Here is a 24,984-nt window from a genome sequence, read left to right on the forward strand (position 1 = left end):
GATCAGAGCGCGTACAAGGGGATGAACCCCAGCAGGTCGGTGGCCGTCGAGAGGTCGATGGGGACGGTCCGGCCGGGCAGCGGAGAGCGCAGCTCGGTCGTCGGGTGGTAGCGGCGCATCAGCTCCTCGGTCGGGTGCGGCACCAGCGTCTCGGGCGCGGCGACCAGCACCGGGTGCACGCCCGGCCCCGGCACGTCCAGCGCCAGCATGCACGCGCGGGCCGCGTCGCGGGTCTCCAGGTACGCCCACAGCCCGCGCGCGTGCAGGCCGGGGTCGGCGGCGCAGCGGCGGGCGAAGTCGCGCAGCCGCTCGTCGAACCCGCCGACGTACGGCAGGCGCAGCGCGACCACGCTCATCCCGTGCCTGCGCGCCATCGTCGCCGCGGTCAGCTCGTCGACCTGCTTGGACAGCGCGTACGCGTCCTCCGACTGCGACGGCAGGTCGAGGTCGACCGGCACGTAGGCGGGGTGCAGGTCTCTCGCGGCGAACGCCAGGCCGTTGGCCGCCTGGGAGGTCGCCACGCACACCTGCCTGACCCCCGCCCGCCCCGCCAGCTCCAGGACGGTGAACGTGGCCTGGGTGTTGGTCGCGAACACCGTCGCGGCGCTTTCCCGCTCGGGGGTCGGGATCGCGGCGAGGTGGATGACGGCGTCGACGCCCTGGAGCGCGGCGCCGACGGCGGCGGGGTCGGTCGCGTCGCCCTCGACCACCGTCTCGGCCGGAAGGCCGCCGGGGTCCTCGAGGACGAGCGCGCTGGCCGCGATCCCGTGCGAGCCCAGCAGGTCGAGGGTGGCACGCCCGATACGCCCGGCCGCCCCGGTGACCAGCACCCGCCTCGGGCTCATCCATCACCTCTCGGGGAGTAGGCGCGTACCGCGACCAGGTGGGCCGACGGCGCGCCGTTCGTCGATTCCACCACGATTCTCAGCCCGTCGGCCGTCACCGGCTCCGCCAGGACGTGCGCGACACGCCGCCGCCGGTTCGCGGCCACCTCGGCGACCGCCTGCCAGGCGCCGCCGCGCCGCACCTCCACCCGGTAGTCGCGCACCAGCGTCGGCAGCACCTCGAACGGGGTGCGGTGGTGGTGCAGGTTGATCAGGTCCTCGTTGACGTCGTCGTCGGCGATCACCTCGACCCGCCCGATCGTCACCGGCTCCGGCCAGGCCAGTTCGAGCGCGGCGGGAAGGCCGTCGGAGACCCACATGTGCGGGCCCGCGTACGGGCGCTGGTAGCCGTCGAGGGCCTTGCCCGGCGCGAACGCGGCGGTCTCCCCCGTCTCCAGGCAGAAGGTGCGGCGGAGCAGCCCGGCGTCCGTCCATTCACGCAGCGGCTGGGGCGTCTCGTGCTCCGGGCGCAGCGGCACCCGGGTGAGGCACAGCACCCCGGGCGTGGCCTGGTCGGCGACGTGCAGGGACACCAGCGGGTCGGCCTTGACGACGAGGAAGGCGTTGCGCGGGGAGTCGGGGCGCCAGTCGACGCCGAGGTCCACCCACTGCTTCTCGCCCGCCGCGACCGCGAGCACGCTGGTGGCCACCAGCTCGCGGGGCACGTAGTTCTGGCCGAGCACGGGGTCGTGCAGCTCGACGGTGAGCGAGGTGTCCGCGGCGGCGTCGAGGAGCAGCCGCACGCCGGTCAGCGCGGGGTCGGCGGGCAGGACGATCCCGGCGTCCGCGTCGAGCCGCCAGCTCTGGGCGGGGGCGTCGACCACCAGTCTGGCCAGCGTGCCCGTCGCGGTGGCGGTGGCCGTGCGGGCGAGGTCCGCCGGGTCGTCCAGCTGCAGGCCGATGACGGAGGCGTCCTCCCGCAGCAGCGTCCGCTGCAGCTCGCCCGTGTCGAGGTCGCGCGGGCGGGCGCCGTGCTCGACGCAGAGCGCGGCCGCGGTGCCGGCCGCCTGGCCGATCGTCGCGCAGGTGGCCATGACCCGGGTGGAGCCGAACGCCACGTGCGAGGCGGAGATGTTGCGCCCGGCCATCAGCAGGTTGGGCACGTTCACCGAGTACAGCGAGCGGTAGGGGACGTGGTAGATCCCGTCGGCGTAGCGCTGCTTGGCCCCGGCCTCGGTGGCGTACATGCCCTGCGGCGGGTGCAGGTCGATGGACCAGCCGCCGAACGCCACCCGGTCCTCGAACGGGGTCTGGCCGAGCACGTCGTGCTGGGTGAGCACATAGTCGCCCAGGAGGCGGCGGTACTCCCGCTTGCCGGGAAGCGCGCCCACCCATTCGAGGGTCATCGTGTCGGCGTCGAACTTCCCCGAGTTCTTGATGTGGTCCCAGATGCCGTAGATCACCGACCAGAGCTCGTCGCGGATGCGGTCGTTGTCGTGGACGGTGTCCAGTTCGCCGCCGAACTCGATCCACCAGTACGCGCAGCCGTTGTCACCGGCCTTGATGATCCGCCGCTCGGGGATCGAGGTCGTGGAGATGTCCTTGGCGAAGCTCGGCGGGACGTACCTGACGGGCTCTCCCGCGTCCTTGGTGTAGAAGAGCAGGGTGCTGCCGAGCGTGATGTCGTCGGGCTCCTCCGGCGCCCACGGCTCGCCGTACTCGGCCCGGCCCTCGCGGCCGATCCGGTGGCGGGCGCCCGCGAGGTGGCCGACCAGGCCGTCGCCCGTGCAGTCCAGGAAGACGGGCGACTCGAAGGTGATGAGCCGTTCCGAGCCCATCATCCAGCCGGTGACGGAGGCGATGCCGCTCTCGTCCGCGTCGACCAGGCGGACGTCGGTGTTGAGGAACAGCGAGACGTTCGGCTCGGCGCGTACCGCGTCGAGCACGGTGGTGTCCCAGAAGTAGGGGTTGCCGTGCGGGTTGCGGTACTGGTTCTCGACGAACAGCTCGCCCATGATGCCGCCCTCGCGGGCGTGGTGGTTCTTGCCGTGCCCGGTCGCGCCGCACACCCAGACCCGCACCTCGCTGCTGGAGTTGCCGCCCAGCACGGGCCGGTTGCCGACCAGCGCCACCGTGCGGCCCAGCCGGGCGGCGGCGATCGCCGCGCACACCCCGGCCAGCCCACCGCCCACCACGGTGATGTCCCGGTTGACGGTCTCCTGTCTCATCGGGCCACCACCCCGAAGTAGATCCGGGGAGCGCCGTCGAGGGTGAGCGTGACCTGCCCCTTCCGCGCGGGGATGACGCGCTCGCGGCCGATGCAGTCGACCTCGCGGACGGTGGCGCCGCTCGCCTGGACCGTCAGGCGGGTCTTGGTCGGCCAGTGGTCCACCCAGGGTTCGGGGTGTGGGTGCCACGGGTCCGTACCGTGATCGCTGTTCAGGAAATATCCGTCTTTGCGGGTCCACAGGATGGCGAACGTGTCGAAGAGCAGGCCCTTGACGTCCGGGTCGTCGAACGTCAGCCACCGGACGAACCGCGCGCCCTCCAAGGTGCGCGTCGCCGTGGCGTAGGCGAGCAGCGCCGGTTTGGCGCTGGTGTCGCGGTTCATCAGCCCGAAGTGGTACTCCGCGTTGGCCGGGTCGGCCTCCTGCGGATGGTGGACGGTGCTGTCGTGCGGCTGGTACCAGTTCACGCCGTCCACCCCCTCCGACACGGCCAGCGCCAGCGTGAGCAGGACGTTCTCCGCGGCCTGCCGGTGGGTGTCGTTCCACCACCGGTTCGGCCTGGTGCAGGCGTAGGCCTCGGTCAGCCAGAGCTCCTTGCCGCCGCCGTACTCGTCGACGGTCTGACGGGCCTTGCGCAGCGCGCCGAGGAAGTTCCAGTACGAGCCGTTCTCGCCCTGCTCCCATTCGCCGGGCGGCGGCGCGTAGTCGGGGGTGAAGTTGCCGCGGCCAGGGTGGAAGGCGAACGCGTCGATCAGGTCCCAGCCGCCCGCCGCGTGGAAGTTCGCCGTCCACTTGTAGTCCATGCCACCGAGGCCGCAGTTCATCAGCTTGATCCCGGAGTCCTTGAGCCGGTCGTGGATGGGCCGCAGGCCGTCGCGGACGTACTCGGCGGCCTTCTGCCCGGACATCCACGGCTGGTTCAGCTCGTTGGCCACCTCGAAGTAGCGGGCGCCGGACGCGACCGCGGTGGCCGCCCGGTCGTCCGCCCAGGCGGCGATCTGCTCGGCCGTGCCGTTGAAGATGACCCCGCCGAGCTGCACGTTGTGCGCGATGCCGAGCGCGTCCAGCTCCGCCGGGGAGTGGCCGGGCGCGCCCGCGTACGAGATGCGCACGGATCTGACGCCGATCTTCTGCAGCAGCGCGCCGACCGACGCCTTGTCCGGCACCGCCAGCCAGGCGTAGTTGGCGATGCCGAACCTGCCCCCGGCCTGATAGGTGTGCGGCCGGAGCGTGGCCAGGTTGGTCCTCGCGAACGCCTCGTCGGCGCCGGAGGCCGCCCTGACCTCGGCGAAGACGATGCCCTGGGGGTCGCCGTCGACGGTGAACGTCTCGTCCCAGACCGCGCCGGGCGCGAGGGTCCTGGTCAGCTCGCCGCAGCCCGCCTTCCTGCCGTCGAAGTCACGGGCCCACCAGGTCAGCCGCACCTCCCTCTGCACGGCCGAGCCGTTGACGACCTGCGCGCTGAGCCGCATGGACGTGGTGGGACCGTACAGGCCGAACGGCTGCTCGCTCCACGCGTCGACGCTCAGCGGGACCCCGGCGCCCACCGCGTTGGCCGCCGCCGGGCGCATCGCGCCGAGCACCAACTCCACCTCGGTGACGTTGTCCGCGTCGCCCGGAGCGTGGATCCACGTGGCGTTCGTGAAGCCGGGCGTGGTCCTGTCGAGCCGGAAGTAAGCGCCGGTGCCCGGCCAGCTCTCCTGGTAGAGCGCGCCCGCGTTGACCTCGTAAGGAACGCCGCCCCTGGGGTCGCGGGTCCACCTGGTCACGGGCACGAACCGCTCGGGCGCCGAGGGGGCGAGCACGGTCCTGGCGAACATGAAGCCGGACGGCGTCAGCGTCGCGCTGCCGCTCACCTCCCAGCGCAGGTGGGCCCGGCGGGCGGCGACCGTGAACAGCCCGCGGACCTTGACCTGCTGCGCCGAGGCTGACATGAGGTAGTCGACCTGGATCGCGGGAGCGCCGCCGACGGTCACCAGCGAGGGCGTGCCGCCGAAGGTGCGCTGCTGGCCGAGCACGCTGTCCTTGATCATGAAATGGCTGAGCCTGATGCGGTCCTGGCCGTCGCGGACCAGGATCGAACCCTCGGCCTCGGCCACCAGGGTGATTCCGTCGGCTGCGACGGAGATCGGTTCGGCGGCCGCCGCCGGAGCGGCGCCGAGCGTCGCACCGCCTGCGGTGACCGCCGCCCCTGCGGCGACGGGGAGGGCCTGGATGAGGGTGCGGCGGGAGATGTCGGGCATGGGGGTGCCTTTCGTTCAGCCTTTGACGCCGGTGAAACCGAGCCCGGCGACGATGTGCTTCTGGAAGACGAGGAACACCAGCACGGGCGGGGCGAGCGCCATCGCCATGGCGGCGATCAGCTCGTCCTGCGGCGCCTGCTCCGCCAGGTTGGCCAGGGCGACGCTGATCGGCTGCTTGCCCGGGTCGGTGATGGCCACCAGCGGCCAGATGAAGTCCTTCCAGCTGTGCATGACGGCCAGCAGGCTGATGACGGCCAGGATCGGCCGGCTCATCGGCAGCACGATCCTGGTCAGCAGCTGCCAGGTGCCGGCGCCGTCCACTCTGGCGGCGGCGAACAGCTCGGGCGGCAGCGCGTCGAAGAACCGCCTGGCCAGCAGGACGTTGAACGCGTGCGCCCCGGACGGCAGCCAGATCGACCAGTACGAGTCGACCAGGCCCAGGTCGATGACCGTGAGGAAGAGGCTGGTCATCGAGACCGTGTAGGGGACGAACATGGTGGCCAGGATCGCGCCGTAGACGTACCTGCCGAACCGGGGGCGCAGCACCGACAGGGCGAAACCCGCGGTGACCGCCACGAACAGCTGCACCGCCCACGAGCCGCCCACCACCTGCACGGTGTTGAGGAGGTAGTGCCCGACGCCGAGGTCGGCCCAGGCGGTGGCGAAGTTCTCCGGGCGCGGGTCGGCCGGCCAGAGCGCGAGCGGCCTGGCGATCAGGTCCGTGCCCGGCGACATCGCGCCCTTGACCGTCATGTAGAGCGGGCCGAGGCCGATCAGGACCAGGAAGGCGAGGGTGAGCGCCTGGACGGCGCGCAGGCCCGCCCGCACGGCCGGCCGGCGCTCCTCGACGTGCGAGATCAGGCTCATGAGGCGCTCCAACTCCTGGTGGCCCGCAGGTACGCGGCGGACAGCAGGCCCAGCACGATCGCCAGCAGGAACGACAGCGCCGCCGCCCGGCCGTAGTCGCCGTCCTGGAAGGCGTAGCGGAAGATCAGCAGCAGCACCGTGAGCGTGGCGTTGTCAGGGCCGCCGCCGGTGAAGACGTACGGCTCGGTGAACACCTGCATGGTGGTGATGAGCTGCATGAGCAGCAGCAGGCCGATCACCGGGCGCAGCTGCGGCAGGGTGATGTGCCAGACGCGGGTCCAGATCGAGGCGCCGTCCATCTGCGCCGCCTCGTACAGCTCGGCCGGGACGCCCACGATCGCGGCGAGGTAGATCAGCACGGCGCCGCCCATGCCCGCCCAGGTCGACTGCAGGACGAGGCTGACCATCGCGCTGCCCGGCGAGTCCAGCCACGGGTACGGGCCGAGCCCGGCGAGGCCGAGCAGCTCGTTGAACAGGCCGTGCCCCGGGTCGTAGAACCACTTCCACAGCAGGATCGCCACCACCGGCGGGATCACCACGGGAACGTAGACGAGGAACCGGTACAGTCCCGCGCCCCTGCGCACGGTGGACATCACGGTGGCGAGCAGCAGCGGCGCGGGGAACCCGATCAGCAGCGCCAGCCCGACGAACAGCAGCGTGTTGGCGACGGACGTGCCCAGCAGCGGGTCGGCGAACAGCGCCGCGAAGTTGTCCAGCCCGACCCAGGTGGCGGGGTCGACCAGGTTCGTCCGCTGGAAGCTGATCAGCAGCCCCCTGACGATCGGCCACCAGGAGAACATCCCGAAGGTGACGAGCGCGGGGACGAGGAACACCAGCGCCGTCAGCGTGTTGCGGCCGAGCCTGGCCCGCCGCCCCTGCGTCCTGCCGCTCGCCGGGACCTGTCCGGCGGGCGGGCCCGGCGCCATGGTGCGGGGAGCGGCCACGCTCACTGCCGGCTCGCCGCGAGCTTGGCGTTGACGTCGGCCTCGGCCTTGGCCAGCAGGTCGTCCACGGACGCGTCCCGGTTCGTCAGCACCGCCTGCACCACCGTGTCGAGCACCGTGTACACCTGCTGGGCCAGCACGGGCGGCTCGGGACGCAGGGTGAGCGCCGGGGTCCCGTCCAGCCACGGCCTGAAGTGCTCGAGCTGCACGTTCACGTAGGGGCGGACGGCCTCGTCGATCTCGGCCTGCTGCGCGGCGTCGAACATGGGCAGCGTCGGCACTCCCACCGCCGACTTCGGGTCCGCGGCGAGCTGCTTGGCGCGCGCGGCCGCCGCCTGCGGGTCGTACTGCGGCTGGGCGTAGGCGAACAGCAGCCACTTCACCGCGGCGGCGGCCTTGTCCGCCGGCACCGACTTGGGGACCAGGTACACGTCGCCGCCGGTGAGCGTGGCGTTCCCGCCCGCCTGGGGGAGCGGGCCGATGCCGAACGCGTCGGTGTCCTCCATCCCGTACGTCATCTTGGCCAGCCGGTAGGTGCCGGGCGTGCCCATGTACATCCCGATCTCTCCGGCGGCGAACCGTTTGATCACGTCGTTCTGGTCGTTGAGCTGGGCGTCACCCATTGAGCCGTCCGTCCAGCGCATCTCCTTGAGCAGGCCGAGCGCCTTCTTCACCGGGTCGGAGTTGAAGGCGGCGACGTACCGGCCGCCCTCCTGCCGCTCGATCTCGCCGCCGTGCGTGTAGGCGAGCATGGTGAGCTGCCAGCCGCCCTGGTTGCTCTTGGACTCGTGCACGAAGCCCGCCTTGCCGGTCTTCGCGGAGATCGCCTTGGCGGCGGCGCGCACCTCGTCCCACGTCTTGGGCGGCTTGGCCGGGTCGAGGCCGGCCTTGGCGAACAGGGCGCGGTTGTACACCAGCCCCTGGGCGAAGGGCGCCTGCGGCACGCCGTACACCTCGCCGGCCGCGTCGCTGAGCGGCTGCAGCACCTGCGGGTTGAACTCCTTGTAGTGCGCCCACTTGGCCAGTTCCTTGGTGAGGGGCTGGACCTGCTTGCGGGCGATGAGGCCCTGCGGCTCCGTCAGCGGAACCTTGATCACTTCCTCGATCCGGCCGCCGGCCAGCTTGGCCGAGAACGTCAGCGGGTCGAAGACGGTGGTGGAGCCCTGCACCCTGATGCCGGGGTTCTGCTTCTCGAACTCCGCGACCATCGCCTTGAACTGGTCGAGCCCCGGCTTGTCGGTCGCGGGAGGCATGCCCTGGACCCGGAGCACGACCGCGGCGGGCTCGCCGGAGGAGGGGGATCCGCAGGCGGCCAGCGCCGAGGCGAGAACGGCGCAGCCGAGCAGGGCGGCGGTGTGCTTCATGGTGACTCCCGTGGTGGAGATGCGCACGTCGAGATGGCGGCACGGCGCGGCCGTGCCGGGGAGGGGGCCGGAGAGAGGGGCCGGAGAAGGGGGCCGGAGAAGGGGGTTGGTGCCGTCAGGCGCGGGCTTGGGCGGTGGAGGCCCGGGGGATCAGGCGCGAGCCGATCTCGACGATCCGGCCTCCGCTCTGGCCGGCGTCCTTGCCGGTGATCGTGTCGATGAGCAGGTCGGTGGCCAGGGTCGCGACCTCGTCGGCCGAGATCCTGATCGTGGTGAGTGACGGGGTGGACGTGGCGGCCAGCAGCGTGTCGTCTATGCCGATCACGCTCACCTGGTCGGGCACGCCGATGCCGAGCTTGGCGAGCTGGTGCAGCACGCCGAGCGCGACGAGGTCGTTGTGCGCGAGCACCGCCGTCGCCTCGCCGGCGGCCACCAGGGTCGCCGCGTGCACGCCGGTCTCGAAGCGGGGCTCGTACGGGCCGAGCTCGGTCAGCGACAGGTCATGGGAGTCGAACGTCGCCTTGATGGACTTGGCGCGGCCCATGTCGGCGCGCGAGCCGTTGACGAACACGCACCGGGCGTGCCCGTAGGCCTTCAGGTGTTCGGCCGCCTGCGCGATGCCGTCCGACAGCGAGATCCGCAGCTGCGCGATGCCCTCGACGTGCCGGTTGACCAGGACGATCGGCATCTCGGCCGCGAGCTCGCGCAACCGCTCCTCCTGCAGCGTGGACGCCCACAGGATCAGCCCGTCGACCTGCTTGGACACCGCGGCGATGGTCTCGAGCTCGTCGAACTCGCGCTCGTCGGTGTCGGCGGCCAGCACGGTGTAGCCGAGCCGCCGGGCGCGTGCCTGCATCGCCTTGAAGATCGGCGGGAAGAACGGGTTCGCGATGTCGGGGATGATCAGGCCGAGCGACCCGGTCCTGCCGCCGCGCAGCGAGCGGGCGGCCGGATTGGGCGCGTAGCCGAGCTTGGCCGCCGCCTCCCTGACCTTCTGCAGGGTCTGAGGCTGCACCTGGTCGGGTGCGGTGAACGCGCGGGAGACCGTGGAGACGGAGACACCCGCCGCGCTCGCCACCTGCCTGATCGTTACCGCCACCCGGGCCTCCTGTGTCGCTGGTACGGAGGATCGTTGCAAACGTTCCCGAAAGCGTCAAGGGTGTTTCATCAATGTAAATCGGGATCTGGTCGAAGTGGGCGAGCCGTGTCATGATGCGTTTTCGAGAATTGCGGGATCGTTTTCATGAGGGAGCCGCGTGAAGATCACCGGATGGGAACTGCTCACCCTGCCCGACCACGGCGACAGCATGATGCTGCTGGTCATCGACACCGACGAGGGGGTGCACGGCATCGGCGAGGTGGGCATCAGGTCCAGGCAGAAGGCCGTGGCAGGCGGCATCGAGCACCTGGGCGAACTCCTCATCGGCGAGGACCCGGCGCGGATCGAGCACCTGTGGCAGGTGATGTTCCGCCGCGGCTTCTTCCCCGCCGACCGGTTCTTGTCGGCCGCGATCGCCGCCGTGGACGTGGCCCTGTGGGACATCCGCGGCAAGACCCTCGGCGTGCCGGTCTACGAGCTCTTCGGCGGACGCGTCCGCGACCACGTGGAGGCGTACGTCCACCTCGGCGACGACTACCACGACGTCGAGGGCTTCCTGGGCAGGGCCCGCGCGCTGGCCGCCGACGGCTGGCGGCACCTGCGCTTCGCCGTGCCGCACGCCCCCGACGGGGTGCTGGACCAGCGGGCCTCGATGCGCGCCGGGATCGAGCTGTTCCACCAGGTGCGGGAGGCCGTGGGCGAGGAGGTGGAGCTCATCCTCGACGTGCACACCAGGCTCGACCCGCCGGAGGCGGTCACCCTGTGCAGGGAGATCGAGGCCGCCCGGCCGTACTTCGTGGAGGACCCGCTGCGCAGCGAGGGGCCCGACAGCTACCGCATGCTCAGGGCCCGCACGGCGGTGCCGCTGGCCGCGGGGGAGCAGTTCGGCTCGAAGTGGGAGTTCCAGCGCCTGGTCGAGACCGACCTGATCGACTACGCCCGCGTGGACGTCGGCGTGGCGGCGGGCCTTACCGAGGCCAGGAAGATCGCGGCGATGTGCGAAAGCCACTACATCAAGCTCGCCACCCACAACCCGCTCGGTCCCGTGACCGCCGCCTCCTCGCTCCATCTCAACCTCGCCACCCCCAACGTCGCCGTCCAGGAGCACCAGGCCCAGCCGGACCCCGAGATCGACGCGCTGTTCACCGCCCGTCCCACGATCAGGGCCGGCCGCGTGGAACCGTCCGAGGCGCCGGGGCTCGGCGTGGACCTCGACCGCGCCGCGGCCAGGCGTTACCAGGCCACCGCCGCGGAGCGCCCGCACCTGCGCACCAGGGACGGCGCGTTCACCAACTGGTGATCATCCTGCTAGCCTCGCGTCGTACTCCTCGGCTCGACCTTCGGAGATGCCGTGAACGCAGAGGCGGATCCCCTCGTCACCGACCCGTCCAGCGACGCGATCCCGCCGGCGAGGACGCCGGCGGTCACCTTCCACAGCGGCGGCGCGACGCTCCTCGGTGTCCTGCACGTCCCGGCGGGCCCGGGGCCGCACCCGGTCGTCGTGCTGCTGCACGGCTTCCCCGGCAACGAGCGCAACTTCGACCTGGCGCAGGCGCTGCGCCGTGCCGGGTACGCGGCACTGGTGTTCCACTACCGCGGCTCGTGGGGAGTCGAGGGCTCGTGGTCGTGGGGCCACGTCCTGGAGGACGCCGCCGCCGTCGTGGCCGCCGTGCGGAGGCAGGGGTTCGTGGCGGCCCACCGGCTGGACCCGAGCCGGGTGGCCGTCGTCGGGCACAGCCTCGGCGGGTTCGCCGCGCTCATGACCGCCGCCGCCGACCCGTCGATCGTCGCCGTCGCCTCCGTGGCCGGGTTCGACTTCGGGGCCGTCGCGGCCATCTGCCGGGCGGACCCGGACGTGCGCGCGTCCTACGTCGAGGCGTTCCAGGACGAGTTGCTCCCGCTCCGCGGCACCAGCGGCGAGCTGCTCGTCGCCGAGATGGAGGCGGGCGGGGAGGCGTGGCGGCTGGCGGGGCTCGCGCCTCGGCTCGCCGACCGTCCGGTGCTGCTGGTCGGCACCGGCCGCGACGACGTCACCCCGGCGCCCGTGCACCACCAGCCCGTCGTCGACGCCTACCGGGCGCATCCCGTCCCGCTGCTCGAACAGCACGTCTTCCCGGCCGACCACGCCCTGTCCGACCACCGCGTAGCCCTCGCCCGCACAGTCCTGGACTTCCTGAACAGGCACATGCGGAAGGTGGACGGGTGATGTGTGGCTTGTGTAGCCTTTCAGGAGGTTTTCCTGGGGCTCGAGAGGCCAATGGACAGACTGCCTGACGAGGACTTGGCGCTGCTGCTGCTGATCCGATTCTTCGAGCGGAAGCTCCTCGCGCTCTTCGAGCGGGGCGAGCTCAACGGCACCACCCACACCTGCCTCGGGCAGGAGTACGTCCCCGTCTCCCTGCGCCCGCTGCTGCGCGACGACGACTGGGTGTTCAGCAACCATCGGGGCCACGGCCACTACCTGGCCCGCTTCGAGGACCCCGAAGGGCTGCTCGCCGAGATCATGGGCAGGAAGGGCGCGGTCTGCGACGGCGTCGGCGGCAGCCAGCACCTGCGGCGCGAGCGCTACCTGTCGACCGGGGTGCAGGGGCAGAGCCTGCCGGTGGCGGCCGGGGTCGCGTTACGCCTCAAGAGGCGCGAGCCGGGCGCGCTGGCCTGCGTCTACGTCGGCGACGGGACGTGGGGCGAGGGCGCGGTGTACGAGGCGCTCAACCTGGCGCAGCTCTGGCGACTGCCGCTGCTGGTGGTGGTCGAGCACAACGGCATCGCCCAGTCCACGCCGACCGAGCTGCAGATGGCGGGGACGATCGAGGGCCGGGCGCGGGCGTTCGGCATCCGGCACCACCGGCTGGACACGTCCGAGATTTCGCGTATTCGGGCCGAGCTGGCGCCGCTGGTCGAGCGGACCCGCGCCGAGTCGTCGCCGCTGGTCGCCGAGTTCGCCACCCACCGGCTCGGCCCCCACAGCAAGGGCGACGACACGCGGCCCCCCGACCTCCCCCGCCCCGACTGGTACGCCTCCTACCAGGCCGAACACCCCGAGCAGTCGGCCCGGCTGGAGGCGGAGGCCCGCGCCCGCGTCGACCGGATCGCCGACGAGGTGGCCGCCCGTCCCCCAGCGGTCTGGACGGCCGCATGAGGGTGGCCGAGAACCTCAACCGGGCGCTGCACGGCCTCCTGGAAGACGACCAGGAGGTGTACGTCCTCGGCGAGGACCTTCTCGACCCGTACGGCGGCGCCTTCAAGATCACCAAGGGGCTGTCCACCCGCTTCCCCGACCGCGTCCTCACCACCCCGCTGAGCGAGGGCGCCATCGTCGGCGCCGCCTCGGGGCTCGCGCTGGCAGGCGATAAGGCGATCGTCGAGATCATGTTCGGCGACTTCGCCGCGCTCGCCTTCGACCAGATCGTGAACTTCGCCAGCAAGTCCGTGTCCATGTACGGCACCCGGGTGCCGATGCCGCTGGTGATCCGCTGCCCGTCGGGCGGCAACCGGGGCTATGGCCCGACGCACAGCCAGAACCTGCAGAAGCACTTCATCGGCGTCCCCGGACTGTCGCTGTTCGAGATGTCGCCGTTCCACGACAACCGCGCCGTCCTCGACCGCATGCTGGCGCTCGGCGAGCCGTGCCTGCTCTTCGAGGACAAGGTCCTCTACACGCGCCAGATGTACCGCCCCGGCGAGGTTGACGACCTGTTCACCTGGCAGCTCGTCGACGACGTCGCCGTGGTGCGCCTCGACGGGGCGGAAGGGCCGGACTACACGCTGGTCGTCCCCGGTGGGCTGGCGCACCGCGCGATCGCCGCCATGCGGACGCTGCTGCTCGACCACGACCTGGCGGGCGAGCTGCTGGTGCCGTCGCGGCTGTACCCGTTCGACCCGGCCGCGCTGCTGCCCGCGCTCGGGCAGGCTCCCCTGGTCTGCGTGGCGGAGGACGGCAGCGCGGGCGGCACCTGGGGCTCCCACGTCGCCGCCGACCTGCACACCCGCCTGTGGGGGACGCTCCAGCGGCCGGTCAAGCTGGTCAGCGCGGCCGACAGCGTGATCCCGACGGCCGCCCACCTGGAGCGCGACGTGCTGGTGCAGGACAGCACGATCTGCCGGGCCGTACTGGAGGGCCTCGATGGCTGACGAGATCCGGGTGCCGAAGCTGAACAACAACGACGCGGCGTACACGCTGATCGAATGGCTGGCGGCGGACGGCGCGCGGGTGCGCCGGGACGACGTGGTGGCGTCGCTGGAGACGTCCAAGGCGGTGGAGGAGCTGGTCAGCGAGCACGACGGCGTGCTGACGCACCTGCTGCCGGTGGGCGCCGAGTGCGTGCCGGGCGAGCTGATCGCCCGCGTCGGCCCCCGCCCCGAGCCCAGGAACGCCCTCGCACCGGACCCGCCCGCGGCGGCCGACTCCCTCGCGCTGGATGCGCCCGCGGCGGCCGACTCCCGTGCGCCGGGCGCGCCCGCGGCGCACGGCCACGCACGGGGCCGGGAGGGCGGGCCGCTGATCACCGCTCCCGCCCAGGCGCTCATCGACGAGCTGGGCGTCGATCCCGCACGGGTGCGCGCCCTCGGCGTGAAGGTGGTGAGGCGCGCCGACGTCCTGAGGCTCGCCCAACCCGCTCCGAACAGCCCCGCATCCAGCCCGGTCGGCCCCGCTGCCGGTGAGAGGGCGCACCCGCTGGGCAGCGTGCAGCGGGCCGTCGGCAGGACGGTGACGCTGTCCCACCAGACGATCCCCGCCGGATACACCGCTATCAAGGTGGACGTCGGCCCCGCCATGGCGACGGCACGGGACCTGACCAGGCGGGTGCGCAAGCTCGTGGGCCTGCCCGACCTGCTCATCGCCGCCGTCGCCGGGCTGCACGAGAGCTTCCCGCTGTTCTTCGCCCGGCTCGTGGACGACAGGACCGCCGCCGTCCCCGACAGCCCGCACGTCGGCGTCACGATCGACCTCGGCACCGGGCTGTACGTCCCGGTCATCCGCGACGCCCGCGACAGGAGCGTGCCGGAGATCGCCGGACAGCTCGCCGAGTTCCGCAAACTCGCCCAGCACGGCGGCTTCAGGGAGGAGCAGCTGGCGGGCGGCAACATCGTCGTCACTCTGCACCACGACGCCGACATCGTGATGGCCGTCCCGATCGTCTTCCCCGGCCAGGCGTGCGCGGTCGCGCTCACCTCGCCGCAGCCGGACGGCGAGCGCACGGTGGCGGTCGTCGGGGTCGCCTACGACCACCGGCTGATCAACGGCAGGGACGCCGTCCTGTTCCTCCAGGCGCTGAAGGAGTCCCTGGAGTCGCCGTCCGAGCTCCCGTAGGCCCGTCCGGGTCCTGGCCGTCCGTCCCGGCTCTGGTCGTTCGTCCGGGCTCTCGTAGGCGGGCGGTCAGAGTCGCCGGCCGAGGGCCTGGAGGCCGACGAGGTCGTCGGGGGCGGCGTCGGCGCCGCCGTCCACCAGGGACGACAGCCGCGACCGGAGCGCGACCAGCGCCAGCACCGTCATCGCCACCGCGAACAGCAGGTACATCAGCCCGACGCCGCGCCCGGCGCCGGTGCCGATCAGCGCGCCCACGGTCGGCGCGAGCGGGCCGTCCGGCGCGAGCAGCGGGTCGAAGACCGCCGCCCCGTACGGCGCCACCAGCCCGAACCCGAGCGGCAGCGTCGACCAGGCGATCAGCGTGTTCAGCGCGAACACCCGCCCGTGGAACCGCTGCGGCACCTTGACCTGCACGATCGTGGCGTAGACGCCGTTGAGCAGGGTCAGCCAGAGCGACATCCCGAAGGCGCCGATCCCGATCGTGACCAGGTCCGCGCGCACCCCGGTGACCAGGCAGAAGGCGGCCAGCGCGAGCGTGCACCAGAGCACCGCCCGCATCCGGCTCCTGGCGGGGCCGCCCCAGACCGTCATGGCCAGGCCGCCGAGCAGCACGCCGAGGCCCGACAGGAACGAGATCCGTCCGACGTCCGGGAGCGTGGCGAAGGAGAGCACGAGCGGCGAGATCAGCAGGAACAGCGGCGACAGGAACACGTTCAGGACCGCGAAGAACAGCAGCATCCGCCGGAAGCCGAGGTCGCCCCACGAGTACCGGAACCCGGCGGCCATCTCCGCCAGGACCGGTTCCTTGCGCCGCCACGCCATGGCCGCCGGGAACCGCACCAGCGACGTGACCGCGATCGCGAACACGTAGCTGGCGACGTCCAGCACCAGGATGCCCTCCAGCCCGATGACGGCCATCAGCCCGACGGCCGCCAGCGGGACGAGCAACTGCGTCATCCCTCCGGCCATCTGCACGACGCCGTTGGCGTGACCGAGGTACCGCTTGGGGACGAGCTGCGGCACCGCCGAACCGTACGCGAGCCGCTGGAAGGTGAGCGCGACGGACAGCAGGGCCAGCAGCGGGTAGATGTGCCAGGTCTGCAGGTTGTGCGTCCACAGCAGCACGCCGAGCAGGAGCTGCGTGCCCAGGGCGGCGTAGTCGCCGGCGAGCATGACGGTACGCCGGTCGCTCCGGTCGACCACGGCTCCCGCCAGCGGCGCGGCCAGCATGCCCGGCACCAGCCCGACGACGGCGAGCAGGGCGAACTGGGCGAGCGACCCCGTGGCGAGGTAGATCCAGATCGGGATGGCGAACTCGGTCAGCGCCGAACCTGTGATCGACACGAGCTGGCCGCTCGCCACGGCCACGAACCGCCGCATGCTCGGCCCCGCCCCCACGACCCGAGCCTGCCGCCCCTCATCGGAGCGGGACACCTCTCTCAGGCGCCAGCTCGTCCCCCCGACCGCCGTGTCCGCGTCGAGGGAGAGGTGCGTTCTGGTGACGATCTCGGCCAGCTCCTCCGCCCGGTACTTCAGGAAGAAGTGCCCGGCTTCGTCCAGTTCGACTACCGCGGCCCTGGGGCTGAGGAAGTGCCACTCCCGGTAGCGCTCCTCGAAGAACTCGGTCGCGGGATCGTGCTCGCCCGCCACGCTGATGATCGGCGCGCGCAGCGGCGCGACGGAGCTCTCGAACAGCCCGGTGAAGTACTCCTCGGCGGCCTCGCTGTCCCTGCGCATGTTCCTGATGATGTGCCGGGCCTGCCCGGGGTCGAGGTCGCTCATGTCGAGCCCCATCGACGTCAGCCAGTTGGCGTAGCTGCGGTCGCTTCTCAGGAACTCGCGCCTGGCCAGCCTGGACAGCGCCGCCAGCGCCCTGTTGCCCGGCCGGGCGAACGGGAAGATCGCCCCGATGTAGACGGCTTCGAGGTCCCGTCCCGCCTCCTCCAGCCGCCGGGCGATCTCCACGGTCAGCGCCGAGCCGACCCCGCAGTGCCCGTACAGCGCGACCGGCCCCCGCACCTTCTCCTGGATCTCGGCGACGCACCGGGCGGCCACCTCGTCCAGGGGCAGGCGGTCCTCGTCCATCCCGACGTCGTGCCCGGGAATGGCCACCGACCAGAGCGCATGCGTCTCGGGCAGCCGGTCGGCCAGCGGCTGGTACACCACCGCCGAGCCCCCGCCGTACGGGACGCACACGTACGTGAGCTCGGCGGGACGGGCACGGCGCGGCGTCAGCTCGTGCAGCAGCCCGCGGGACGCGGTGGCGGTGCCGTCGACCAGCGCTGCCAGCTCGCGGATCGTCGGGTGCTTGAACAGGTCGACCACCGCGATCGGCGCGGACCCCGGCGGCAGCTCCCTGCGCAACCTGGCCACCACCTTGATCGCGAGCAGCGAGTGCCCGCCGACGTCGAAGAAGTCGTCGTCGATCCCGAAGCCGGCGCCGTCGAGCACGTCCGCCCAGACGGCGCTGACCACGCGCTCGGCCTCGGTGGCAGGCGGGGTGCGCTCGGCGCCGGGCTCGGGCGCCGCGGAGGGGGCGGGGAGCCGGCGGCGGTCCACCTTGCCGTTGCCGGTCAGCGGCAGCCGGGGCAGAGCGACGAACCGGGTCGGGATCATGTACGCCGGGAGCGACTCGGCGAGGTGGGCGCGCAGCCGCACCGGGTCCGGCACCTGGTCCGGATCAGGCGCGACCACGTAGGCCACGAGCTGCGCCTGGTTGCCGGAGCCGTGGGTGGCCACCACGCACTCGGCCACGTCGGGGTGGCGGGAGAGGTGGGTCTCGATCTCGCCCAGCTCGATCCGGAAGCCGCGGATCTTGACCTGGGTGTCGGCCCGTCCGAGGAATTCGATGACGCCGTCAGAGGTGTACCGGCCGAGGTCGCCCGTGCGGTAGAGGCGCTCGCCGGTGCTCGGGCGGACGACGAAGGCGGCGGCCGTCCGCTCCGGGTCCCGCCAGTAGCCGGTGGCGACGCCCGCGCCGCCGATGTACAGCTCGCCGGGCACGCCGACCGGGACGTCGCACAGGGCGCGGTCCAGGACGTGGAAGGTCTGGTTGGCCAGCGGGCGTCCGTACGGGATGGACGTCCAGGACGGGTCCACCTCGCCGATCGGGTACGAGATGGACCAGATCGAGCCCTCGGTGGCTCCGCCCAGGCTGATGACCTCGGCGCCGGGGGCCAGGGCGCGGATGCGGTCGGGGAGGGTGAGCGGGATCCAGTCGCCCGACAACAGGACCAGGCGCAGCGAGCTCAGATCGGCGCCCTCGTGCTCGGCGTGGTCCACCAGCAGCTCCATCAGAGCCGGGACTGAGTTCCACACCGTGACGCGCTCCTCGCCGACCAGGCGGGCCCAGGCGGCGGGGTCCTTGTCGCCCGCGGGCTCGCCGACGACGAGCGTGGCTCCCACGGCGAGCGCGCCGTAGACGTCGTACACGGACAGGTCGAAGCTGAGGGCGGACAGGGCGAGGAACCGGTCCGCGGGGCCGACCTGGAAGCGCTGGTTGAGGTCCCGCACGGTGTTCAGGGCGGCCCGATGCTCGATCATCACCCCTTTGGGGGTGCCGGTGGAGCCCGACGTGAAGATCACGTAAGCCAGGTCATCGGGCCCCGCCGGGGGGTCGGTGGTGGGCACGTCTGGTACGTCGTGCGCGGCAACGGTTGGAAGCTCCGGCGCGTCGGGCGCTTCGATCGTCAGCCGTGTCACGTCGTCCGGCCAGGCCAGGGCCGGCCAGGGCTGCGTGACCGCGACCGCGCACTCGCCGCGTTCGATCAGCTCGAAGCGCCGCTGGTCGGGCAGGTCGGCGTCGATCGGCAGGTAGGCGGCGCCGGCCATGTTGATCCCCAGCACCGCGACGACCTGCTCCCACCCCCGCTCCATCACGACCGCGACCAGCTCCCCACGACCCACCCCGGCCGCCACCAACTCGGCCGCCAACCCCCGGGCCCGCCGACCCAGCTCCGCATAGCTGATCGTGCCACCAGGATGAACCACCGCGACCGCACCCGCGCCGGCCGCGTTCGGTGTCCAGAGCTGGTCGTGCAGCAGGCCGGGGATGCCCAGGTCGGTGGCGGTGTCGTTCCAGCGTCGCCGGTCGGCCCGCTCGGACGGCGTCAGCAGGTCGAGGGCGGACACCGGTGCCGACGGGTTCGCCGCCATGCCCTCCAGCAGCGTCCCCAGATGACCAGCCATGCGCTCGATCCGCGCGGCGGAGAACAGCGCCGTGTTGTAGACGAACAGGAACGACCCGTCGCCTTCGGTGTAGAGCTCCAGGTCGAAGCGGGTGGCCCAGACCCCCAGCTCGAACCCCTCCACCGTCAGCGCCGCCCGCGCGGGCTCACCGCCGTAGTTCTGCATCGCGAACAGCACCTGGAACAGCGGCGACCGCGACACCTCCCGCGGCACGTTCAGCTCCGACACCAGCCGCTCGAACGGCAGCTCCTGATGCGCGTAACCGTCCATGGCCGTGTCGCGCACCCGGCACAGCAACTCCGCGAACGACGGGTCGCCGGACAGGTCCACCCGCATCGCCAGCATGTTGACGAAGCACCCGACCAGGTTGTCCAGCTCGGGCAGCGACCGTCCGGCCACCGGAGAGCCCACCGCGACGTCGTCCTGGCCCGCGTAGCGCCCGAGCAGCACCGCGAAGGCCGCCAGCAGCACCATGTACGGTGTCGCGCCGTGCTCCCGTCCGAGCCGGTCGAGCCGCTCGACCAGCGCGGGGGCGATGGAGAAGGCGTGTGCCGCGCCCGCGTAGGTCAGCTCCGGTGGACGCGGCGCGTCGGTGGGCAACTCCAGCGGCTGCAACCCGGCCAGTCGCTCCCGCCAGTACGCCACGTCCCCGTCGACGCCCGGCCGGTCACGCTGCCAGGCGGCGAAGTCCCCGTACGTCACGGGCAACTCGGGCACCGGCTCCCCGGTCTCCTCGGTGCAGAACGCCAGCACCTCTCGCAGCAGCACGTTCGCGGACCAGCCGTCCGCCGCGATGTGGTGCACGGCGATGGCCAGAACGTGGTCGTCGGCCGCCAGCCGCACCAGCAGGGCCCTGATGACCGGCCCCGACGCCAGGTCGAACGGCTCGGCCAGGAACGGGTCGACCAGCGCGCGGGCCGCCTCCGCCGTCTCCGCCTCGGCGGTGGTGAGAGGGACCGTGACCTCGTCCGCGACGAGCACGGACGGCTGGCCGTCCGCACCTGCCGGGAAGCGGGTGCGCAGCGGCTGGTGCCTGGCGGCGACCCGGTTGAGCGCGCCCGCGAGCGCCCCGGCCGCGAACGGCCCGCGCAGCCGTCGCACGAACGGGATCGTGTACGCCACGTTCCCCGGCGCGTACTGCTCCATGAACCACAGCCGCTCCTGCGCGTACGACAGCGGCGGCGGCTGGCCGGGAGGCAGCGCCGGGATCGTCGGCCTGCTGCTCCGGCGACGCAGCCGCTGGGTCAACAACGCCCGCTGGGCCTCGCTCAGCTCGGTCACCTGTCCTCCCAGCCCGCGCTCAGCTCGGTCACATGCCCTCCTGGCCCTCGCTCAGGTCTGTCACGTGCCCCCCGTCCAGCAGGAGCAGCGCCTGTTCGTCGGAGAGCGCCGCCACCTCCGCCATCAGCGCCTGCTCGACGGCGAGCGCCAGCTCGGCGACCGTGCGGCGGGCGAACAGGGTGCGGATGGGCAGGTCCACCCCCGCGATGGCGCGCAACCGGGCGGCCACCCTGATGGCGAGCAGGGAGTGCCCGCCGAGCGCGAAGAAGTCGTCGAACGCGCCGATCTTGTCGGCGTCGAGCACTTCGGCCCACACGTCGGCGACCAGTTCCTCCGCGTCGGACCGCGGCGGCGTGTCGTCCCTGCCGACGGCGCGCCCCGGTGAGGGGAGTGCCGCCTTGTCGAGCTTGCCGTTCGGGGTGCGGGGCAGCGCGTCGAGCATCACCCAGTGGGTGGGAAGCAGGTACGGCGGCAGCACCCCGGCGACGTACTCGCCCAGGCTCGCGGGTGAGCCCGTCGGTTCCGCAGGGACGACGTAGGCCACCAGGTCGCCGTCCCGGACGAGTACGGCGGCTTGGCGGACGTCCGGGTGGGTGAGCAGGCAGTGCTCGACCTCGCCCGGCTCGACGCGGAAGCCGCGCACCTTCACCTGGTCGCCGAGGCGGCCGAGGAACTCCAGCTGCCCGTCGGGACGAAGGCGGACTCGATCACCGGTCCGGAAGTGGCGGCCCGTCGGGAGGGTGACGAAGCGCTGCGCGGTCAGCTCCGGCAGGCCGAGGTAGCCGCGCGCCACGCCGGGGCCGCCGATGTGCAGCTCGCCGGGCGCGCCGGGAGGGGTGGGCGCGCCGTGCGCGTCCAGCACCTGGATCGTGGTGGCGGCCACCGGGCGGCCGATGGGCGGGTGCGGGTCGTCGCCGGTCAGGTCGGCGGCGGTGGCGATGATCGTCGTCTCCGTGGGCCCGTACGTGTTGACCAGCCGGACCCGGTCGCGGAACCGCTCCCGCCAGCGCGTCACCGCGGACGCCTGGACCTGCTCGCCGCCCAGGATCACCAGGCGGAGCCGCTCCGGCCAGGCGATCTCGTCGATCAGGTCGACCAGGTGGTGGAAGTAGGCCGTCGGCAGGTCGAGAACGGTGATGTCGGGCTGGTGGGCGAGCAGGTCCGGGAGGGTGGCGCCGCCGTCGGGCAGCAGCACCACCGTGGCGCCCGCCGCCAGCGTCGGGTAGACCTCCTCCGCGTGGGTGTCGAAGCTGAGGGACGCGAGCTGGACGACCCGGTCGCCGGGGCGCAGGCCGTACTCGCGTCGCATCCACCGGACCCGTTCGGCCAGCCCGGCGTGCTCGATCGCGACCCCCTTCGGCGTGCCGGACGAGCCCGACGTGTAGATCACATACGCCAACCCGCCGCCACCCGCCGTGCCCTGCCGGGTGCCGGTCTCGGCTTGGGTGATGGCTGGGCGGATGGTGAGGTCGTCCGTGATGGTGAGGGAGGTGGCGGCGGCCATCAGGCGCAGCCGCTCCGAAGGGTAGGACGGGTCCAGGGGCAGGTAGGCGGCGCCTGCTCGCCAGATCGCCAGCATGGCCACGATCGCGTCGATCGAGCGGTTGACGCGCAGCCCGACGATGTCGCCGTCGCCTGCGCCGTGCCCGGCCAGCTCGTCCGCCAGCCGCGATACCCGCCGTTCCAGCTCGGCGTAGGTCACCGCCTGGTCGCCGCACGTTACGGCCACCTCGCCTGGGTAGGCGGCCACCGCCTCCGCGATCAGGTCCGTGACGGTGCCGCCCGCATGGCCGGACCTCTCCGACGCCCCCTCAACCGCGGCCTCCTGCTCGGCTGGTGGGTGGGTGGACGTCGCGAGGAGGGCCTCGTCGGACGGGGTGAGCACCGGTAGGGCCGACAGGCGGGTGTGCTGGTTGGCCGGGTCGGAGAGGCCCCGGAGGACGACCGCGTACCGGTCCGCCAGCCGGGCGATCGTCTCGGCGTCGAACAGCCCGGCGTCGTAGCCGAACGCCACCCGTAACCGCCCGGGTGACCCCCACGCCTCCACGATCAGGTCGAACTTGGCCTGGCGGTAGCCGTCGTCGAAGAAGGACATCCGCAGCGGGCCCAGGTGGTCGCGTCCGCCGTCGGTCGCCTGGCTGTTCAGGGTGAGCATGGTCTGGAACATCGGCTTTCTGCTGATGTCCCGCTCGACGTCCAGCTCGGCCAGCAGCTGCTCGAACGGGACGTCCTGGTGCGCCATCGCGTCGAGCACGGTCCGGCGCGTCCTGGAGAGCAGCTCGTCCAGCGTCGGGTCGCCCGACAGGTCGCCGCGCAGCATCAGCGTGTTGCTCAGGTATCCGACGACCGGCTCCAGCTCCACCCGGTCGCGCCCGGCGGTGGGCGTGCCGACGAGCACGTCGTCCTGCCCGGTGTGCCTGGAGAGCAGGGCCTGGTACGCCGCGAGCAGCACCATGAACAGCGTCACCTGCTGCCTGCGCGCGGTCGCCTCCAGCGCGGTGGCGAGGTCGGCGGGCACGTCCAGCAGGTGGAAGTCGCCTTGCGCCGGTCCGGGGCGGTGTGGCCTGTCGGTGTGCAGGTCCAGCGTGGGCGGGTCGGCGAGCTGGGCGCGCCAGTACTCCTGCGCGGCGCTCCGGTCCTGCTCCCGCTGCCACCGGGCGACGTCCCCGTGCTGGACGGGCAGCGGCGGTGGTTCGGCCGAGGTGTAGAGGGCGGCCAGGTCGTCCAGGAGGACGGTGATCGACCAGCCGTCCGCGACGATGTGGTGGAGCACCAGGCACAGCACGTGGTCGTCCGGGCCGAGCCGTATCAGCGTGATGCGCAGCGGTGGCGCGGCGCCGAGGTCGAGCGGCGCGTTGGTGCGGGCGGCGACGAGGGCGCGCGCCTCGGCCTCGTCACGGGCGTCCAGCCGCTCGACCACGGCGGGTGCGGGACGTTCGACGACGCCGACCGGCCGCCCGTCCACCTCGGGGAAGCGGGTGCGCAGCGACTCGTGCCTGGCGCTCAGCGCGGTCAGCGCCCGGTGCAGCGCCGCCTCGTCGAGCGGGCCCTGAAGCCTGCGGACGACGTACATGTTGTACGAGGCGTCGTCCGGGTCGAGACGGTGCAGGAACCACAGGCGTTCCTGCGCGGGGGAGAGCGGCGGCGGCGTCCCGGGGGGACGGGGGAGCAGGGGGCGGGCGGGCGCGACCGGCAGGTCCTGCAGCGTCGCGGCGAACCCGGCCACGGTCGGATGGCTGAAGAGCGTCCGCAGCGGCACCGACGTTCCCGCGGTCTCCAGCCTGGCGATGACCTGGGTGGCCAGCAGCGAGTGCCCGCCGAGCGCGAAGAAGTCGTCGTCCGCACCGAGGCTTCCGGCCCCGAGGACGTCGGCGAAGATCTTCGCCACCTGGCGTTCCCTGGCGGTGCGCGGCGGACCTCCCCTGCCTGCCGCCGGGCGTTCGGGCTCGGGCAGCGACAGCCGGTCCACCTTGCCGTTCGGGGTCAGCGGCAGCGCGTCCAGCGCCACCACGACCGAGGGCATCATGTACGCGGGCAGCCACCGGGCGGCCCGGTCCAGCAGGTCGGCGGGGTGGCCCGCAGGTCCGGCCGCGCCGGGACGGGAGACCACGTAGGCCACCAGGTCGTCCCCGCGCACGACTACGGCGGCCCGCCGCACGTCGGGGTGGTCCTCCAGGGTGGCCTCGATCTCGCCCAGCTCGATGCGGTGGCCGCGCAGCTTGATCTGGCCGTCGCCGCGTCCCAGGAACTCCAGGGTGCCGTCGTGCAGCCAGCGGACCCGGTCGCCGGTCCGGTAGCCGTCGGCGAAGCGGTCCATGGGCCGTCCGGGCTCGCGCAGATAACCGAGCGCGACGCCCGCGCCGCCGATGACCAGCTCGCCCGGCACGCCGATCGGCGCGGGGGTGCCCCACCGGTCGAGGACGCGCACGGTGGTGTTGGCGATCGGCCGCCCGATGCGGACACGGTCCGGCGACTCGGGCACCTCCCAGGCAGTGGACCAGATCGTGGTCTCGGTCGGCCCGTACATGTTGAGCAGCCGGTCCGCCCGCCCGCGCAGCGTCCTGGCCAGCGTGAGCGGCAGCGCCTCGCCACCGGCGAGGGCGACCAGCCCGGACGCGTCGAGGCCGCCGGACAGCAGCATGCTCCACCCCGACGGCGTGGCCTGGACGTGGGTGACACCCGACTCGGAGATCAGCCTGGTCAGCGCGACCCCGTCCCGGACGGTCTCGTCGTCGGCCAGCACCAGCCGCCCGCCCGTCACCAGCGGCAGGTAGAGCTCCAGCCCGGCGATGTCGAACGAGAGCGACGTGCTGCCCAGCCAGACGTGCTCGGGGGACGAACCGAGCAGGTGCCCCACTCCGGCCAGCAGGTTGGCCAGCGCCGAGTGAGGCACGGCCACCCCCTTCGGCCTGCCGGTGGACCCGGAGGTGAACATCACGTACGCCGGCGTCCCGGGAGCACATGCCGGCTCCCCCGGCCAGGTCCCCGCCTGTGGGGAAACGGCCCGCTCATCCCGTACGGGTGCGATGCCCGCGATGTGCTCGGGGAGCGGTGCGATGCCCGTGATGTGTTCGGGGAGGGGGGCGATCCGTTCGACGTGTTCGGGGAGCGGCGCGGACGCGGGCGCCAGCGCGACGC

General features: G+C 72.5%; 14 protein-coding genes. 5 read left to right on the plus strand and 9 right to left on the minus strand.

Annotation, left to right across the window (positions count from 1 at the left end; genetic code table 11):
- Nucleotides 1–2: 2 nt before the first annotated feature.
- The 7 genes from ABZ297_RS27460 to ABZ297_RS27490 form a co-directional block, all read right to left on the minus strand.
- On the minus strand, nucleotides 3–845 hold the full coding sequence (locus ABZ297_RS27460) for an NAD(P)-dependent oxidoreductase (protein ID WP_355351483.1): 843 nt from the start codon (nucleotides 843–845) through the stop codon (nucleotides 3–5).
- Nucleotides 842–3,052 carry an FAD-dependent oxidoreductase gene (locus ABZ297_RS27465; RefSeq protein ID WP_355351485.1) on the minus strand — a complete coding sequence of 737 codons (2,211 nt, stop codon included), beginning with the start codon at nucleotides 3,050–3,052 and terminating at the stop codon, nucleotides 842–844. Before ABZ297_RS27465 ends, ABZ297_RS27460 begins: the two co-directional genes overlap by 4 nt.
- On the minus strand, nucleotides 3,049–5,295 hold the full coding sequence (locus ABZ297_RS27470; RefSeq protein ID WP_355351487.1) for a hypothetical protein: 2,247 nt from the start codon (nucleotides 5,293–5,295) through the stop codon (nucleotides 3,049–3,051). The genes ABZ297_RS27465 and ABZ297_RS27470 overlap by 4 nt, the downstream gene beginning before the upstream one ends.
- 15 nt (nucleotides 5,296–5,310) lie before the next feature.
- Nucleotides 5,311–6,162 (minus strand): carbohydrate ABC transporter permease, encoded by an 852-nt coding sequence (locus ABZ297_RS27475; RefSeq protein WP_355351489.1) that lies wholly within the window; start codon nucleotides 6,160–6,162, stop codon nucleotides 5,311–5,313.
- The gene (locus ABZ297_RS27480; RefSeq protein ID WP_355351491.1) at nucleotides 6,159–7,112 is read right to left on the minus strand and encodes a sugar ABC transporter permease; all 954 of its coding nucleotides are present in this window, start codon (nucleotides 7,110–7,112) and stop codon (nucleotides 6,159–6,161) included. The genes ABZ297_RS27475 and ABZ297_RS27480 overlap by 4 nt, the downstream gene beginning before the upstream one ends.
- Nucleotides 7,109–8,470, minus strand: a complete 1,362-nt coding sequence (locus ABZ297_RS27485) for an extracellular solute-binding protein (RefSeq protein ID WP_355351493.1) — start codon at nucleotides 8,468–8,470, stop codon at nucleotides 7,109–7,111. The genes ABZ297_RS27480 and ABZ297_RS27485 overlap by 4 nt, the downstream gene beginning before the upstream one ends.
- A gap of 115 nt (nucleotides 8,471–8,585) precedes the next feature.
- Nucleotides 8,586–9,569: a LacI family DNA-binding transcriptional regulator gene (locus ABZ297_RS27490; protein WP_355351495.1), complete on the minus strand. Its 984-nt coding sequence runs from the start codon at nucleotides 9,567–9,569 to the stop codon at nucleotides 8,586–8,588.
- 157 nt (nucleotides 9,570–9,726) lie between these two features.
- Here ABZ297_RS27490 and ABZ297_RS27495 point away from each other — a divergent pair, with 157 nt between their 5' ends.
- The 5 genes from ABZ297_RS27495 to ABZ297_RS27515 are packed head-to-tail and all read left to right on the plus strand — an operon-like array spanning nucleotide 9,727 to nucleotide 14,880.
- Nucleotides 9,727–10,869, plus strand: coding sequence for a mandelate racemase/muconate lactonizing enzyme family protein (locus tag ABZ297_RS27495; protein WP_355351497.1), 1,143 nt, complete (start codon nucleotides 9,727–9,729; stop codon nucleotides 10,867–10,869).
- Between the two features lie 51 nt (nucleotides 10,870–10,920).
- Nucleotides 10,921–11,775: an alpha/beta fold hydrolase gene (locus tag ABZ297_RS27500; RefSeq protein ID WP_355351499.1), complete on the plus strand. Its 855-nt coding sequence runs from the start codon at nucleotides 10,921–10,923 to the stop codon at nucleotides 11,773–11,775.
- Nucleotides 11,776–11,826: 51 nt separating this feature from the next.
- Nucleotides 11,827–12,708: a thiamine pyrophosphate-dependent dehydrogenase E1 component subunit alpha gene (locus ABZ297_RS27505; protein WP_355351501.1), complete on the plus strand. Its 882-nt coding sequence runs from the start codon at nucleotides 11,827–11,829 to the stop codon at nucleotides 12,706–12,708.
- Complete coding sequence (locus ABZ297_RS27510) at nucleotides 12,705–13,700, plus strand: transketolase C-terminal domain-containing protein (RefSeq protein ID WP_355351503.1); 996 nt, start codon at nucleotides 12,705–12,707, stop codon at nucleotides 13,698–13,700. Before ABZ297_RS27505 ends, ABZ297_RS27510 begins: the two co-directional genes overlap by 4 nt.
- Nucleotides 13,693–14,880 (plus strand): 2-oxo acid dehydrogenase subunit E2, encoded by a 1,188-nt coding sequence (locus ABZ297_RS27515; protein WP_355351505.1) that lies wholly within the window; start codon nucleotides 13,693–13,695, stop codon nucleotides 14,878–14,880. The genes ABZ297_RS27510 and ABZ297_RS27515 overlap by 8 nt, the downstream gene beginning before the upstream one ends.
- A 66-nt stretch (nucleotides 14,881–14,946) precedes the next feature.
- Here ABZ297_RS27515 and ABZ297_RS27520 read toward each other — a convergent pair whose 3' ends face one another.
- Both ABZ297_RS27520 and ABZ297_RS27525 read right to left on the minus strand, forming a co-directional pair.
- Nucleotides 14,947–20,346 (minus strand): amino acid adenylation domain-containing protein, encoded by a 5,400-nt coding sequence (locus ABZ297_RS27520; RefSeq protein ID WP_355351507.1) that lies wholly within the window; start codon nucleotides 20,344–20,346, stop codon nucleotides 14,947–14,949.
- Nucleotides 20,347–20,374: 28 nt separating this feature from the next.
- Nucleotides 20,375–24,976, minus strand: a complete 4,602-nt coding sequence (locus tag ABZ297_RS27525; protein WP_355351511.1) for an amino acid adenylation domain-containing protein — start codon at nucleotides 24,974–24,976, stop codon at nucleotides 20,375–20,377.
- Nucleotides 24,977–24,984 lie beyond the last annotated feature (8 nt).

It is taken from the genome of Nonomuraea sp. NPDC005983 (assembly GCF_040614375.1).
GTDB lineage: Bacteria > Actinomycetota > Actinomycetes > Streptosporangiales > Streptosporangiaceae > Nonomuraea.